The 15,189-nt window shown below is 55.1% G+C and carries 12 protein-coding genes; 3 read left to right on the top strand and 9 right to left on the bottom strand.

The genetic code is table 11. The features are described from left to right. Positions 1-10: 10 nt before the first annotated feature. From VMT71_00525 to VMT71_00565, 9 genes are all read right to left on the bottom strand, one after another. Entirely contained in the window at positions 11-1,300 is a 1,290-nt protein-coding gene (locus VMT71_00525) for a phenylacetate--CoA ligase (GenBank protein HVN22423.1), read from the bottom strand. Between the two features lie 145 nt (positions 1,301-1,445). Next, positions 1,446-3,167, bottom strand: coding sequence for a hydantoinase B/oxoprolinase family protein (locus tag VMT71_00530; GenBank protein HVN22424.1), 1,722 nt, complete (start codon positions 3,165-3,167; stop codon positions 1,446-1,448). Positions 3,168-3,169: 2 nt separating this feature from the next. Beyond that, on the bottom strand, positions 3,170-5,266 hold the full coding sequence (locus tag VMT71_00535; protein ID HVN22425.1) for a hydantoinase/oxoprolinase family protein: 2,097 nt from the start codon (positions 5,264-5,266) through the stop codon (positions 3,170-3,172). Between the two features lie 114 nt (positions 5,267-5,380). Further along, on the bottom strand, positions 5,381-6,148 hold the full coding sequence (locus VMT71_00540; GenBank protein ID HVN22426.1) for a GntR family transcriptional regulator: 768 nt from the start codon (positions 6,146-6,148) through the stop codon (positions 5,381-5,383). A 20-nt stretch (positions 6,149-6,168) separates the two neighbouring features. Continuing rightward, the gene (locus VMT71_00545; protein HVN22427.1) at positions 6,169-6,444 is read right to left on the bottom strand and encodes a 4Fe-4S dicluster domain-containing protein; all 276 of its coding nucleotides are present in this window, start codon (positions 6,442-6,444) and stop codon (positions 6,169-6,171) included. A 53-nt stretch (positions 6,445-6,497) separates the two neighbouring features. Continuing rightward, entirely contained in the window at positions 6,498-7,793 is a 1,296-nt protein-coding gene (locus tag VMT71_00550) for an FAD-dependent oxidoreductase (protein HVN22428.1), read from the bottom strand. Positions 7,794-7,825: 32 nt separating this feature from the next. Beyond that, on the bottom strand, positions 7,826-8,800 hold the full coding sequence (locus tag VMT71_00555; GenBank protein ID HVN22429.1) for an electron transfer flavoprotein subunit alpha/FixB family protein: 975 nt from the start codon (positions 8,798-8,800) through the stop codon (positions 7,826-7,828). Positions 8,801-8,808: 8 nt separating this feature from the next. Next, positions 8,809-9,591 carry an electron transfer flavoprotein subunit beta/FixA family protein gene (locus VMT71_00560; GenBank protein ID HVN22430.1) on the bottom strand — a complete coding sequence of 261 codons (783 nt, stop codon included), beginning with the start codon at positions 9,589-9,591 and terminating at the stop codon, positions 8,809-8,811. 114 nt (positions 9,592-9,705) lie between these two features. After that, entirely contained in the window at positions 9,706-10,896 is a 1,191-nt protein-coding gene (locus tag VMT71_00565; protein ID HVN22431.1) for a CoA transferase, read from the bottom strand. Positions 10,897-11,102: 206 nt separating this feature from the next. Here VMT71_00565 and VMT71_00570 point away from each other — a divergent pair, with 206 nt between their 5' ends. The 3 genes from VMT71_00570 to VMT71_00580 are packed head-to-tail and all read left to right on the top strand — an operon-like array spanning position 11,103 to position 15,099. Further along, complete coding sequence (locus VMT71_00570; protein ID HVN22432.1) at positions 11,103-12,125, top strand: FAD binding domain-containing protein; 1,023 nt, start codon at positions 11,103-11,105, stop codon at positions 12,123-12,125. After that, complete coding sequence (locus VMT71_00575) at positions 12,109-12,822, top strand: (2Fe-2S)-binding protein (GenBank protein HVN22433.1); 714 nt, start codon at positions 12,109-12,111, stop codon at positions 12,820-12,822. Before VMT71_00570 ends, VMT71_00575 begins: the two co-directional genes overlap by 17 nt. Positions 12,823-12,825: 3 nt before the next feature. Beyond that, positions 12,826-15,099 (top strand): xanthine dehydrogenase family protein molybdopterin-binding subunit, encoded by a 2,274-nt coding sequence (locus VMT71_00580; GenBank protein ID HVN22434.1) that lies wholly within the window; start codon positions 12,826-12,828, stop codon positions 15,097-15,099. The last annotated feature ends 90 nt before the right edge of the window (positions 15,100-15,189 follow it).

The following is a 15,189-nucleotide window of genomic DNA, read 5'->3' on the forward strand; positions in this document are numbered from 1 at the left end:
AATGTCAATCCTAGTCTCTCTTGTCAAACACTCGTTTTGTTTTTCTTTCCGACCGCGGCAATTCGCCGTGGTTGACTATTTCACAATCACAGCTGACAAATATGTTGTTCTTTATTCCTTTCTGGATCGTAATCTTGCACTGTTCATCCCTGTCTGCAGGGCAGCCGATGGCTCTTTCGACTCTAACAAGCATATAATCTTTGCCGTCTGCGCGCCGGTCGAGATGAATCTGGTATTCGCTGCCTATTCCCTCGATGCGCGAGAGCACGTGGTCAACCTGGCCGGGGTACACATTGACTGCCCGGAAAATGAACATGTCATCCGATCGCCCCAGGAACCGGTCATGGCGCGGGAGTATGGAGCCGCACGGACAGTCACTCGCAATGGCCCGTGTCAGATCTCTCGTCCGGTAGCGCACCAGCGGAGCCGCCTCTTTTCTGAGCGTTGTCACTACCATCTCTCCAATCTCGCCTTCAGGCACAGGCTCGAGCGTCTCAGGATCGAGGAACTCCACAATGAAATAGTCTGCCCAGTAGTGAATGCCCGTGTGATGAACACAGTCGAGGCCTGTTCCCGGTCCATAGAGCTCGGTCATGCCGGGAATATCGAATATATGTTCCACCCCGAGCAGATCGCGTATTCGCGCTCGCATCGCATCGCTGCTTCGCTCAGACCCGAAGATCACCTTCTGGAGATTGATCTGATCGCGTATGCCTCTCTTCTCCACTTCTTCTGCCATGAGAAGACCCATGGAAGCAGTGCAGCAGAGTACCGTGGTTTGAAAATCAACGAGGAATTCAGTCTGCATGTCAAGGCTTCCGGGGCCTATCGGTATCGCCATGGCGCCTAGACGCTCCACGCCTGCCTGGAAGCCCGCTCCTGCTGTCCACAATCCGTAACCCACCGCTATCTGCACGCGGTCGAGTTGGGTCAATCCAGCCATTTCGTAACAGCGGGCAAAAAAGTTCGCCCAGTCATCAATGTCCTTGGCAGAATAGGCGAGCACCTTTCTCTTGCCTGTAGTGCCGCTGGATGCATGGATTCTCACTACCTTTTCCATGGGCACGCTGAGCAACGGGAAAGGATAGCCGGCTTTCAGGTCGTCTGCGGTCGTGAATGGAAGACGCCTGATGTCGTCCATAGTCTTGATCTGCGCAGGCTTGACGCCTGTCTCTTCGAACTTGCGCCTGTAGAAAGGCGAGCCGTTGTACGCGTGTTTTACTGTCCATTTGAGGCCTTTCAACTGGAGCGCCTCCAGCTCCTCTTTCGTTTTCACACTCGGCATAAATGTCTTAGCCATAATTCCTCCTGCCAGGAAATCCTGATGTCGAAATCCTAAATTCTAAACAATATCAAACGACCAAAATTGAAGACGCTTTCGACGCTCCTTTTTGAACATTCTGATTTTGGATTTGTTTAGAGTTTCGATATTCGGATTTAGAATTTTATTTTCCACCCTTCGATCCTCTTACCCTTCTAGTTTGTTCCACGTCCACTTCATAGGTCGCTGGCTTGAGCACCACACCGTAGTCGTTCCTTGCACGTTCAAGACTGACGTAACCCTCCATCACATCCTGCCGCACCATCTCGGCCTCACGCTCAAAGGGGTCGCCGTGACCGCCGCCGCCGGGAGCATCAATGGTGACGATATCGCCCGGCTTCAGCTGGGTCAAGCCGTATGGGTTCCCCTGTGTTCCATTGACGAGAAATTGCGCTTTCGAGCCCTCTTTCCCTCCGAAGAGGCCTTCCGCTGGATAGACATACCTGCCGGCCTGGATTCCCAGGTTGACAGGTGCCATCGGTGCATACTGATCGTCCGGTATCCGGAAGAGCTCTCTTTTGCCGAGCCCGCCTTTCATTTTGCCGGGACCGCCGGAATCGATGACGAGTTCTCTCTTTTCGACAATGAGGGGTGTGTCACTTTCAAATATCTCCACCGGTGTGTTGGCGCCATTGGCCGGGAAAATGTAGACGTAGTTTCCGTCGTTGGCAGCACCTGCCCCCATGCCGCCCCCTCTGATGATAACCGAGTGCCATGGCCTCGCATCTTTTCTTTTCCCGTAAAACACGTTCATCGCTGCCGGTGTACCGCCTGAGCCGGCGATTACCTTACCGGGAACAACATTGGCCAGGGCACGGTAGATGACCTCAGTCATAAAGTGACCGATGCCCATACGCGCAGCCACGGCAGCAGGAAATTTGCAGTTCACAACACTGCCCTCAGGTGCCGTGAGCCGGATCGGCCGTGCACAGCCTTCATTATTGGGAATGTCCGCTGCAAACATGCTCTTGATAGCCATGAATACGTAAGCATACGTGAAATTGAAAACGACATTGCCGCCCCAGTTGACCTGTCCTGAAGAACCCGCAAGGTCCACGAGCACATCGCTTCCCTTTACTTCGACCGCTGCGTGAATGACCAGATCGTCACCCTTCATCTGCTCAATAATGCCCCTGGCGCGGTAGATGCCATCCGGGACCTTCTCAATTTCTTCCCTAATGCTTTTTTCAGTCAAGGCAATGACCTGGTCCGCAAGGTCATCGAGGCTGTCGAGCCCGCTCTCTTTGAGCATCTGGCATATCTTCTCAGCGCACACGTGGTTGGCTGCGATCTGGGAGCGGATGTCGCCGACCACTTCGTCCGGCGTCCGCACATTCCACCGGATCATATCCAGAACAGACTGATTAAGGACCCCCTTGTCATAGAGTTTCACCAGCGGGATGAAGAGCCCCTCCTCAAACACGTCGTGATTGTCCGAGGAGACACGGCCGCCGATGTCAGAATGATGAAAAACGCATGCAGTGAAGGCAACCAACTGTCCTTCGTGGAATATTGGGCTCCACACGCAGACGTCATTCAGATGACCTGCCAGTGCCCACGGGTCGTTCGTGATAAAAACATCTCCGGGCTGGTAGTAATCCGCAGGAAAACTGTTGACCAGGTTCTTCACCCCGAGCGCCATCGCTCCTGACTGGCCGGGAGTTGCAAAACTTCCCTGCGCCAGTTCCCTGCCCTTCCGGTCTGTGAACATGCACGTGTAGTCGTGCGCATCCCGAAGCAGGCTGGAGAAGGCCGTACGGGCAACGCTCGAATCAGCCTCGTCGACAATAGATATGAGTCTCCGCCAGAGAATCTCCAATGTGATCGGGTCAAAGGTGCGCCCCATGTTTATGCTCCCTTCATATCAATCCACAGGAAACCGAAGTCGTCCGTGGATACACTCGCATCTTCACCCACGATGAGCGTTGATTCCCGCTCCTCGATAATAGCCGGACCCGAGAAGCGTGCGCCGGGAAAAAGTTTGTAGCGATCGTAGACGGTATAGGGAATGAAATCCCTCGCCATCGGCGAGTAAGCGGGCCGCTTCCCTTTTACAGCCGCATCAACGGACCGCCCGCTGCCGCCATCCAGCTTCGGTAACTGGAGGAGCCTCTCGGGGAGAGTGGCTCTCACCTTGAAATTGATGAACTCCGCCTCAGAATCGGGATACGTACGGCCGTAGAGTTTCTCGTAGATCTCGTCAAAGGCCCGCCGGACATCCCCCTTCGCCATTTTCGTGAAGCCTCCTGCGGGAAGAGGCACGTTCACTTCCGAGCCCTGCCCCACAAACCGCATATCCAGAGAGCGTTCGTAGCGGATGGTCTCTCTGCCGGCTTCCTTTTCCAGTATCTTGCCTGCCTCGGCCTCCAGTTCGCCGAAAATACGTTCGATCTCACCAAAGTCCGCTTTCGTCAGAGAAACCTTGTGGCTCCGCAGAAGATCGAATGCTCTGGGCGCCGTGAAAAAACCGAGAGCGGAACCGACACCCGCATTTGGCGGCACAAGTAAACGGGGCGAGCCCAGCTTCCTTGCAAGTCCGAATGCATGCACCGGCCCTGCGCCGCCGAACGCTGCAATGGTAACGATCTTTGGATTGCCGCCTTTTTCCGCGATATGCGTTTTCGCTGCGGCTGCCATGGTCTCGTTGATGAGATCGTGGATGCCCCATATGGCCTGAATGAAGGAGACTCCCAGAGGCTTCGCAATCTTCTCCTCGACACCGCGCCGCGCCCCTTCGATGTCCAGTTTCATCTCGCCGCCGAGAAAATAGTCAGGGTCCAGGTATCCCAGCAAGAGATCCGCATCAGTCACGCAGGGATCGGCGCCTCCCCTTCCGTAACAGATCGGTCCGGGCGCCGCTCCGGAGCTTTCGGGCCCGACCTGGAGCGTGCCCATCTTACTCACCTTCGCTACGCTGCCGCCTCCGGCGCCGATTTCCATCAGGTCGACGACCGGCACCTGGATAGTGAGGCCGCTTCCCTTCATGAATCTCTGGACACGCCCCACCTCGAATGTCGGCACAACGCCTGCGATACCTTTCTGGATAAGGCACGACTTGGCCGTTGTGCCTCCCATGTCAAAACAGAACATCTCCGGGATGCTGAAGTGCTTGCCATAGTATTGCCCCGCGATCACCGCCGCAGTCGGGCCCGACTCGATAATCCTGACCGGGAACTCGGCTGCGGTTTCAACAGAAGTGACGCCGCCGCTGGAAAGCATGATAAACAACTTACCCTTAAAGCCGATCGAGGCCAGCCGGCCGGCAAGCTTCGAGAGGTACCTTCCCGTGAGCGGCTTGACGTACGCGTTGGTGACAGTGGTGCTCGTTCTCTCGTATTCTTTTATCTGTGGAAGAACGCGGTAGGAGATGGAGACCGATACTCCAGGTGCATCGCGCATGATAATCTCTTCCAGCATCAGTTCATGTGCGGGGTTTTCAAAGGAATTGATGAGACAGACGGCAATCGATTCGACACCCATGGCAACAAGGGACCGAACTGCTTTCCCCGCTTCTTCTTTGTCGAGAGGCTTCAGCACAGTGCCGTCGCTGCGGACCCGCTCATCAACCTCGATCCGGTATCTTCTGGGGATCAGAGGCGTTGGAAATTCTGCGAAGACATCGTAGGGCGCGTAACGTATCTCACGGCCTATTTCGAGAACATCCTTAAAACCCCTGGTAGTGATAAGCCCGGTCCTCGCGCCCTTTCTCTCGATGATCGAATTGATGACAAGAGTCGTGCCGTGTATCAGTTCGTCGAGGCTCCCGACAAAGTCGGGCGTGCTTTTCTCCAGAACTCTTATGCCTTCCTCGACGGCATCGGAGGGGTCTTGCGGCGTGGTCAGACACTTGCCGGTCTTTATCTCTCCCGTTTGATCGTTAAGCAGAACGAAATCGGTGAATGTGCCGCCTATGTCACAGCCGAGACGGTAATACTTGTCCGCCATCTGTTCCTCCCAAGCCACTAGGTTAAGGTTGAGGTCAAGATTAAGCGATGCAACAACGGATATGCGTTGTCTTCTCTCAACCTCAGCCTTAACCTTCTTTATCTTTTTCCTGTCCTATACAAGTCTTCCTGCTTTCATTTCCCCCGCGATGATGGCCTTGCCGCGCAGAATATGCTTCTTCACCAACTCTTCCACTTTCTCCTTGTTGCCGTCGCGCATCGCTTCGAGCATGCGCACGTGGTCTTCCAGAGAGACCTTTGCAAACTCGTGGGTAGTAAGGAGGGTCTTGCGGTAACGGGAGATATAATCTCTGAAGTTGTTGATGAGGGTATAGAGCTTCTCACTTCCCGATGCTTTATAGATAGCTTCGTGGAACTGAGCATTAGCAGCCATCATCTGCTCTACGTTCTTTGCCGTGAGAGCCTCTCGGTACACCTGCACAGTGCGCTCTAGCCGTTTCATCAGAGCATCCGTCACTCTGCCGGTGGCAAGATATGCAGCGTAACTCTCCAGCACCGCCCTGATACCAAAGGTCTCCTCTATCTCCGCTTCTGTTACGCTTTTTACGATAAACCCTCTTTTGAGAAGTTTCTCGACGAGACCATCTTTCTCGAGCTTCTTTATGGCTTCCCTGATGGGAATGCGGCTTGTACGCAACTGCGTGGAGAGCTGTCGTTCGATGAGGCGTTGCCCGGGAGAAAGATCACCCTTGGTGATAGCGGTTTTCAGTGCGTCATACACAGCGTCCCCCACCGACCGGGGTTTACCGACAGGCCTGATACCCTTAAGAGGTTTGACTGACTTCGGCTTGGTGTCTCTCTGCACGGCCGCGCTCCACCCTAGGTTCAAGGGAAAATCAGGCACTCTTCCTTGTGCCTTCATCCTGCATCCTTGTGGCTGTCTTATCCGTACCTGTACTGCACACCATACTCGCCGCCCGGATATTCCCAAGCGACAGAGCCATACACGCAGGCAATCCTGCAGGTGCCGCATTCAAGGCAACCAGCGTACTCTACAACCATCTCTCCTGTTTCTTCACTCAACGAATAGAGGTGCCCGGGACACGCATAGATGCAAAAACGCTCCTTGCAGGCTTTGCAGACGTTTTGTGTAAGTTTTATATGGCTCTCTTTGTCATTCTTGATCGCATTGCAGGCGATCTTCTCTTCTATCTTCATAGTGTCAGTCCTACCTCACAACCTTGACCTGTCTTATCTTTTTCCTGTCTCACTCACAGCTTCCTCAAGCTCCAGAAGTCTTTCATGCCTTCCCAGTTGAGGATGTATTGTTTCGCCAGAGTCATGGCGCTCCTGTAGAGATTTTTCTTGGGCGTGTCTGATACGGTAAACAGCACATTCAGAAGACTCGACAGAAACTTGGGGTACACGTTGAAAAGACGGGGGTTCTCCAGTACCTCCTTTGAATGGCGGAACGTTTCCAGGTCGCGCAGCACGAAACTTGATGCGAGCCTCTTTTCATACTCCGCAAGATATCTTTTTGAAATATCACCTTTGTTGAGGGCATCTGTGGCTACTTCAGCCGCGATTACGCCTGAAGCAACCGCAAACTCCATCCCCCGTACCGTGATCCCCATGTTGAGAGCAAACCCGGCCGCATCCCCGGCTACGAGCATGCCGTCCGTGTAGAGCTTTGAAATGCCGCCTATACCAGCCTCCGAGATGATGTGGGCAGCATACTCCTTCATTTCGCCGCCCTGTATCCAGCGGGCAACCTCGGGCCGGGCTTTGAATTCATCCATCAGCCGGTATGCCTCTATCTGCGGACGTTTCTGCATGAGCGCGTCAATGCCGACCACAATGCCGAGTGACAGGGTATCCCTGTTGGTATAGAGAAATCCTCCACCGAACATACCTTTTGTCAATGCTCCGACAAAGAGGTTAGCCGCGCCCTCACCTTTCTCCACTCCAAAACGTTCCTCTATGCGTTCCTCATCCAGCTTGTGTATTTCTTTCATGGCAAGGGCATAATTGGCAGGCTTTAGCGGCGTGCGCAGCCCCGCCTTCTCCGCAAGGAATGAGAGCGCGCCGTCGGCTGCAATGACGATGTGCGCCCCGATCTCTTCGCCTCCTGCTTTCACACCTGCTACCCGGCCGTCCTCCCAGAGGAGATCGTCAACCTTCCTGTTGGGGATTACAAAGCCGCCCTTCTCTGCAACCTTTTCGGAAAACCACTTGTCGAGGCTGGCGCGCAGCACCGTGTAGCTCATGTAAGGTGCCTTGCGCCAGGCGTCTCTAGCGTATTCCAACTGCACGGAACTTTCCTCATCAACGACCGTGATCATCTCTTTGACTACGTGGCGTTCAAAGGGAGCCTCGTCAACAATTGAAGGAAGAAAGGCCTTGATAGGCTCGACGTAGATGCGGCCGCCAGTCACATTCTTGCTGCCGGGCGCATCACCGCGCTCCAGCAGGAGGACCTGTTTCCCTGCCTCGGCCAGGCGGTATGCGGCTGCCAGGCCTGCAAGACCTCCCCCGACTACCACCGCGTCCAGTTTCTCTTCCGCCATCTGTTATACTTTCACGGGCTCGCTTCGCAAATCTATTTGCCGAGCCTCTTTTTGATATCCTCGGTGATCGCCGGAAGAACTTCGAAAAGATCTCCGACGATGCCGTAATCCGCGTAGTTGAAAATGTTTGCGTTCGAGTCTTTGTTTATTGCAAGGATCACTTTCGAAGTATCCATGCCCATGATGTGGTGGATCGCTCCGGAAAGCCCGACTGCTACGTACAGCTTGGGCGAAACCGTCTTTCCGCTCTTCCCCACTTGGTCCTCCTGGTCACGCCATTTTGCGTCGACCACGGAGCGTGTTGCACCCACCACACCGCCGAGCAGCCCTGCAAGTTCCTCGAGCAAAGCGAAGTTCTCAGGCGCTTTCATCCCGCGTCCTCCGGTGACAATGATGTCTGCTTCCGTCACGTCCACCTTGCCCTTTGTCACCTCTTCGACCTTTACTACTCGAGCCTTCACGTCCGTCGCAGACACCCCAAGATCTTTCTCCACAAACTCACCCGGCGAGCCTGCTTGCGCTTCCAGGGGAAAGGCGTTGGGTCTGGTTGTGACGATGGCCGGGTAGGCGGTAAAGGAGATTTCCGAGAGCGCCCTGCCACCTTGCACAGGACGGACGACTTTCAGCGGCTCCTCCTTCCAGTGGATTTCCGTCGCATCTGACGCAATGCCAGCGCCCAATATCACCGCAACGCGGGGCATAAAATCTCTCGCTATCTGCGTCGCGCCCGCGAGTATGATTTTTGGATTCAAAGAACGGGCAAGGTTGGCCAATGCCATCGCGTAGCCTTCGGCAGTGTAGTGCTCGAGGACTGCGTCCGTGGCGCAGGTCAATCTGCTCACACAAGGAAGAACTTCCCGCTTGAGCGCATCGGACGCCTTGCCCATAACGACAGCTTCCACATCGTAGCCTTCTGCCCTCAGTTTCTGCCCTTGCCCCAGAAGCTCCATGGAAACCTTTCGCGCCTGTTCACCTTTCGGCTCAACGAAAATGAGTAGTTTCTCCATGGCGCCTCCTATAAGACCCGCACTTCGTCAGAGAGGATGCGCACTGCTTCGGCTGCCGCTTCTCTTGCGTCCCCTGGGATTAGATGCACGCCCGCCCTTTTCTTGGGGGCACGATACCGTTCAATCCGCACCTTTGAACCGGCCTTCCCTGTTTCCTCCTGAGAAAGCCCGAGATCCTGTGCGCTCATTTTCGGAATCTGCACCTTCATTGCTTTCATCACACCGGTGATCAGGGGCACCCGCGGTTCATTCAATCCCTTGGTAGCAGTGAAAACCGCGGGGAGCGAAACCTCCACCGTTACTTTGCGCCCTTCCACGGGAGATTCAACAACGGCTTTTCCATCGGCAATTTCCAGCTTCGTGATTCCGCCCACGTGGGGCAGGTTCAGTAGTTGCGCCACCATGGGACCTACTTCGCCCCGATCGTCATCCGTCGCCTGCTTGCCGCAGAGCACGAGATCGAAGGGTTCCTTTGCCATGGCTCTGCTCAGGGCCAGCGCAGTGGTGAAGCCGTCACCGTCGGCAAGAGAGGGATCGTCGAGAAGCAGTGCCTCATCGGCACCCATCGCAATGCCTGTCCTCAAAACTTCGGTGGCCTTTGCCCCGCCCAGCGTGATCACTTTTACCTTGCCGCCGTGTTTCTGACGAACGCGCAGGGCTTCTTCGATAGCAAACTCGTCAAAGAGGTTGGTGGCAAATTTCGGCTCGATCTCTAACCCGGTACCGTCGCCCCGTATATCCACGATGGCCTCAGGGTCAGGAACCTGTTTGGCGAGCACCACAATATTCATAGGCTCCTCCTGTGCGAAGAACCCGCAACGCGCATAGCTAGTACAGCTCGTACGCGCGTAACGGGCATTGGCTGTATGAATAACACATTTGTTCCTCCCGCCGCAAACCCGCCCCTATATTATTCCCTTCTCCTTCAACCCTTTCAGCGTCTCGCTGGAGTAACCCAGTAGACCACCATAAATCTCTTCGTTGTGCTCACCAAATCTTGGAGGAAAGGTCATCTTCTTGTCTGAGGCCTTCAGGAAGGGAGTCATGTAAGGAGGGGGAGCCATCCATATCTGCGTCTTGGTTTTCGGATCCTGCGCGCTCAGCATGGATTCCTTCACGTACGGGTCTTCCAGCACCTCCCCTATGGTGTTGACTCTCGATATGGCTATCGTTGCTTTGTTGCAAAGTTCGATCATCTCATCAGTCGTCTTTTTCTTGGTGGCTTCATTAATCTGATTGTTGAGGTTCTTCACATCTTTGATGCGGCCACTGTTCTTCTCATATTCTGGCTTTGCAAGCCCTTCGAATCCCGGCAGCTGGGTAAAGGAAACCCATTGGCGGTCGTTACCGAGAGCTATGTAGACATAGCCATCCTTCGTTTCATACACCGATACCGGCGCAAAGAACTCGTGAGTGTTCCCCCGTCTGGTGATCTTCTGGCCGAAGGACTTCGTGAGGGTTATTGCTACAGTGAGCCACGAGGTGGTGGACATGAACATGGAAAGATCGATCCGTGTTCCCTCGCCGGTCTTTGCCCGTTTGAACAGAGCCTTCATGATCTGGCCGTAAGCGTGCTCGCTGGTCCCCATGTCCGGCAGAGGAATGCCCAACACCTGGGGGTCCTCGCCTGCATTGCCCGTAAGCTCCATGAGTCCGCCCCTCGCCTGCAAAATGGGGTCGTAGGCAGCTTCGTTGCTCTCAGGGCCAAAGCCGGTAAGCCCTACCCAGATGATGTCCGGCTTGACGGACTTCAGGGTTGCGTAATCTATGCCGAGCTTCTCGTAGTTCCTCGGTAGTTGATTTGTCGCGAAAATGTCAACCTTCATTTTCCGGATCAATTCTTTCAGGATCTCCTGGCCCTGCGGTTCGCCCAGGTTCAGCGTGACGGCTTTCTTACCCGCATTGATCGCCATGAAATACGTATTCATGCGCTCTTCGCCCAGCCGGTTCTCGCCTATCATCCGGTTGGGATCACCATACACAGGATGTTCCAGGCGTATGACCCGCATACCATCCATTGCAAGCCTGTAGCTCAGATATGGAAGGACGGTTGCCTGTTCCAGCGACAGCATCGTCAGTTCATTGAACATGTCCATGATATCCTCCTGCAAAAGAATTCTGTTTACTAAATGAGAGAACGCTGGTAAGTATTAACACGTGGGCCATTTTTTTATTGACACGCATGGATGATACCTAGTAGATAAAAGGTATACGGTATACTGTATACTACGAGCAGTATAGAGAAAGGGTTCTTTCTTTGTCAACAACTTTTGGTGTCAGCTGATCGCGTGAAGGAGGACTGATGAATCTTCCTCGTTTCCAGCTCCTTGGTCCCTCGACACTCAAGGAGGCGCTCTCCTTGATGACCACATACGGAGAGAAGGTTCGAGTGCTCGCCGGAGGCACTGAAATCACCGGGCGTTTGAAACATCGTCTCTTGTCCCCACCATGCATTTTGAGTCTCAAGAAGGTAAAGGGGCTCGGTGGGATAAAACAGAAAAAGGATGATCTGGTGGTCGGCGCGGCCACGACGTTAACCGATCTCGCCGAATCCAGGATTGTAGCCCATCTATCCAAATCAGTCAGCGACGCGGCACGCCATGTTGCCGCTCCCGCGATCCGGAACATGGCGACACTCGGGGGCAATCTGCTGCAGGAGAATCGCTGCCTCTATTACAACCAGTCTGAGCTTCCAAGAAAAAGGCTGGGGCCTTGCTATAAGCTCGGCGGGGCAACCTGCCACGCTGCACGCGGCCTCAATCGCTGCTTCAGCGTCTATCAGGGCGACACCGCGTCCGCCCTTATCGCTGTTGGCGCAAAAGTGAGGCTGCAGAATAGTCGCGCCGTCCGCACACTGCCCGTAGAGGAACTCTTCACAGGTAAGGGAACAAACCCACTCAGCATCGGCCGGGGCGAGCTCCTCACAGAGATCATCATCCCTGTGAGCCCACAAAGAACGGCCTCCGCCTACCGGAGATTCGCGATGCGGGGCTCCATCGATTACCCGCTCGCTTCAGCCGCAGCATTTCTCACGGTGGGAAAGGACGATACAATTGACCGAGCGCGCATAGTTATGGGTGCTTGCGGGTCAGGACCCAGGATCGCGCAGGAAGCGGCGAACATGATCAAGGGGAAGCGGCCGGAAGATGTTTCGGATGTGGACGTGCAGCAGGCAGCGTCCCTCGCGGTCAAAGGAATGGAGGCAGTGGATAATCTTATCCTGCCCGCCTCATACAGGAGGGAACTGGCTGCGGTCATGACGGCGAGAGCCCTGGGTGAGGCGCTGGCCAGCCTGAGGGAGGTGGACCATGCGCGCAGAGCGTAAGAAACCATCCAACAGGGCACAAAAAGGGAAGCGACCGGGAAAGCTGACGTCGAAGCAGGCTTCACGGCAGGACCCGAAACGTGTAGCGCAACGGGCTAAAAAAAAGGTATCGAGGCCAGCCACCAAAGGTGCCCAGGAGCACAGGACGAAAAAAGCAGCCGCGTCAGCGGCTCAGAAGCATAGCGCTAAAAAAGCTCGCGGTCGGACCTTGGCATTACCCACCACTATAGAAAAGAAGAGAGTGAGGTTGCGCGTCAACAAAGAGGAGTATGAACTTTTCATTTACCCGCACCGCACCCTCGCGGAAGTGCTGAGAGACGAGCTGCACCTGACCGGCACAAAACAGAGTTGTAATGAGGGCGCGTGCGGCACGTGTACGGTGCTGCTCGAAGGCGCGCCAATACGCTCGTGTCTTCTGCTGGCGGCAGACGCGGAAGACAAGGAGATAACCACCATCGAGGGGCTGGCCGAAAGCGGCAAGCTCCACCCCATCCAGGCCGCCTTCGTGGAGTACTATGCTATACAGTGCGGTTTCTGCACCCCCGGGATGATCCTTACTGCAAAGGCCCTGCTCGACAAGAATCCCCATCCGACGGAAGAGGAGATCCGCAGCGCGATTGCCGGCAATGTATGTCGTTGCACAGGCTACACGAAGATTGTGGAGGCCATAAAGGCGGCCTCGGAAGCACAGAGGTAACTTATGGCAGAATATTCGCTCATAGGCAAGGGGATGCAGCGGGTCGACGCCATCGCCAAGGCCACGGGGCAGGCCCTCTTCTCGGCAGACTTGGCGCTGCCCAGAATGCTCTTCGGTAAAGTGCTTCGCTCACCCCACACTCACGCAAAGATCGTCCACATAGACACCTCCCGCGCCTCTAAATTGCCAGGCGTAAAGGCCGTGGTAACCGGGCGTGACAGTTCCGACGAAAAGTGGGGAGTCTTCCGCTATACGCAGGATCAGCGCTTTCTGCCTGTGGACAAGGTCCGTTTCATCGGCGAAGAGGTCGCGGCGGTTGCAGCGGTTGATGAAGATACGGCTCTGGAAGCGCTCGACCTCATAAGAGTCGAGTATGAAGAGCTGCCCTCTGTGTTCACCGTAGAGGATGCGCTCAAACCGGACGCGCCAATCCTCCACGAAGGTTATCGAGGCAACATCAACATACACGTAAAAATAGACGTGGGAGACGTGGAGAAGGGCTTCAAAGAATCATACATCGTCAGAGAGGATACCTTTATCGCCCCCGAAGAATCCTATTTTCAGGCCGAACCCTACGCAGTTGTCGCGCAATTTGACAATGGCGGCTGCCTGGAAATATGGATGCCCAACGGCGGACCGCATCTCAAGTCGAAACCTCTGGCAAACGTCTTCGGCATCCCCCTCAACAAGGTGCGGGTGCGCAAGATCACCATAGGAGGCGCATTCGGCGGAAGGTCTGAGATCTCTCCGGCGGATGTAATATGCGCGCTTCTTGCACGGAAGTCGGGCAAGCCGGTCAAGATCGTCTATACCCGCGAAGAGAACACCATCGCAACGCGCCAGGCCCATTCGATGAAAGCAATCATCAAGACCGGCGTGGACCGCGAGGGACGGGTGCAGGCACGTGATATCACCTGTTACATGGATGGCGGCGCTTACTCAAGCACCGGGCCTATCGCCACCAGCGTGCCTTTTCTCTGTATGGAGCAGGCCTACCGCATGGAGAATGTGCGGTACAACGGGTATCGCGTCTTCACGAATAAACCGATCCGGGGCATGTATCGCTGCCACGGCAGGGCCTTCGCCTGCGGGGTGGATCTGCAGCTCGATATGCTGGGAGAAGAGCTGCACATTGATCCTGTGATCATGCGGCTCAGGAATGCCCGTCAGCCGGGCGATTACACGCCGACCAAGTCATACGTGGGAAGCTGTGGTATGGTCGAGACGATCGAGCGGTCAGCCGAGGCGGCAGGCTGGAAAGAGAAATTTGGAAAACTTCCCCCGTACCATGGTATCGGCGTGGGCTGTAACTCTGTCCAGACCGGGTTCCCGATGGGCATCAGGGGCGGCTCAGAGGCGTTCGTCAAGTTTAATGAAGACGGGGGCATCACGGTCATCTCGGGTGTGGTGGACAACGGGCAGGGCAACGAGACTATGCTCGTGCAGATTGCGGCAGAAGAACTGGGGCTCTCATCCGACGACGTGCAACTCGTCTCAGCTGATACGGAAGTTACACCGAGCGATCCCGGTTCCTATTCCATGGTCTCCACCTTTGTCGGCGGAAACGCGGTACGGCTGGCGGCACAGGACGCAAAGAAGAAGCTTTTTGTGATTGCGGCAAAGGCCCTGGAGGCAAAGCCGGAAGACCTTATCGCGAAAGACAGAAAGATCATGGTTAAAGGAGAACCGGAGCGGAGCCTGCCGTTGACCAAGGTAGTACGCATGGGGCTTTCGCGCGGTCAGTCGATTAGCGGAGAAGGCGCTTACTGGCCCAGGGTTGATTCGAGACGGGAATGGGTGGAAAATCCAACCGGTCAGCTCTCAGAGGCTTTTTCATTCGGGACAACAATCGTGGAAGTAAAAGTGGACCCGGATACGGGGCAGGTGACCGTGCTCGAAACGTGGGCAGCCCAGGACGTTGGCCGCGCCCTGAACCCGAAGATCATCGAGAGCCAGTTTGAGGGGGGGCTGGCGATGGGTGGCCAGGGAGGCATGCTCACTGAGTACCATGTCTTTGACCGTGGACGGGTCCTTAATCCCACGCAGCTTGACTACAAACTGCCGCTCGCCTGCGACATGCCGAAGATACACAACATCATTGTGGAGACAATTGATCCGAACGGTCCGTACGGCGCGAAAGAAGCAGCAATGTCCATAGCCATGTCGGCTGCACAGGCCTACGCGGCGGCCGTTTGCAACGCCATCGGCGTTTACATTAATGATTTTCCCATCACACCGGACAAGGTACTGGAAGCGCTGAAGAGAAAGAAGGCTTGACAGAAAAAAATTCCTTATGTTAAAAGAGCGTACCGAGACACAGGGCTCACGACAGCGAATAGAAGTGCACATGATAAGGGTCACGTTCTT

The organism is Syntrophorhabdales bacterium, assembly GCA_035541455.1.
GTDB lineage: Bacteria > Desulfobacterota > Syntrophorhabdia > Syntrophorhabdales > WCHB1-27 > JADGQN01.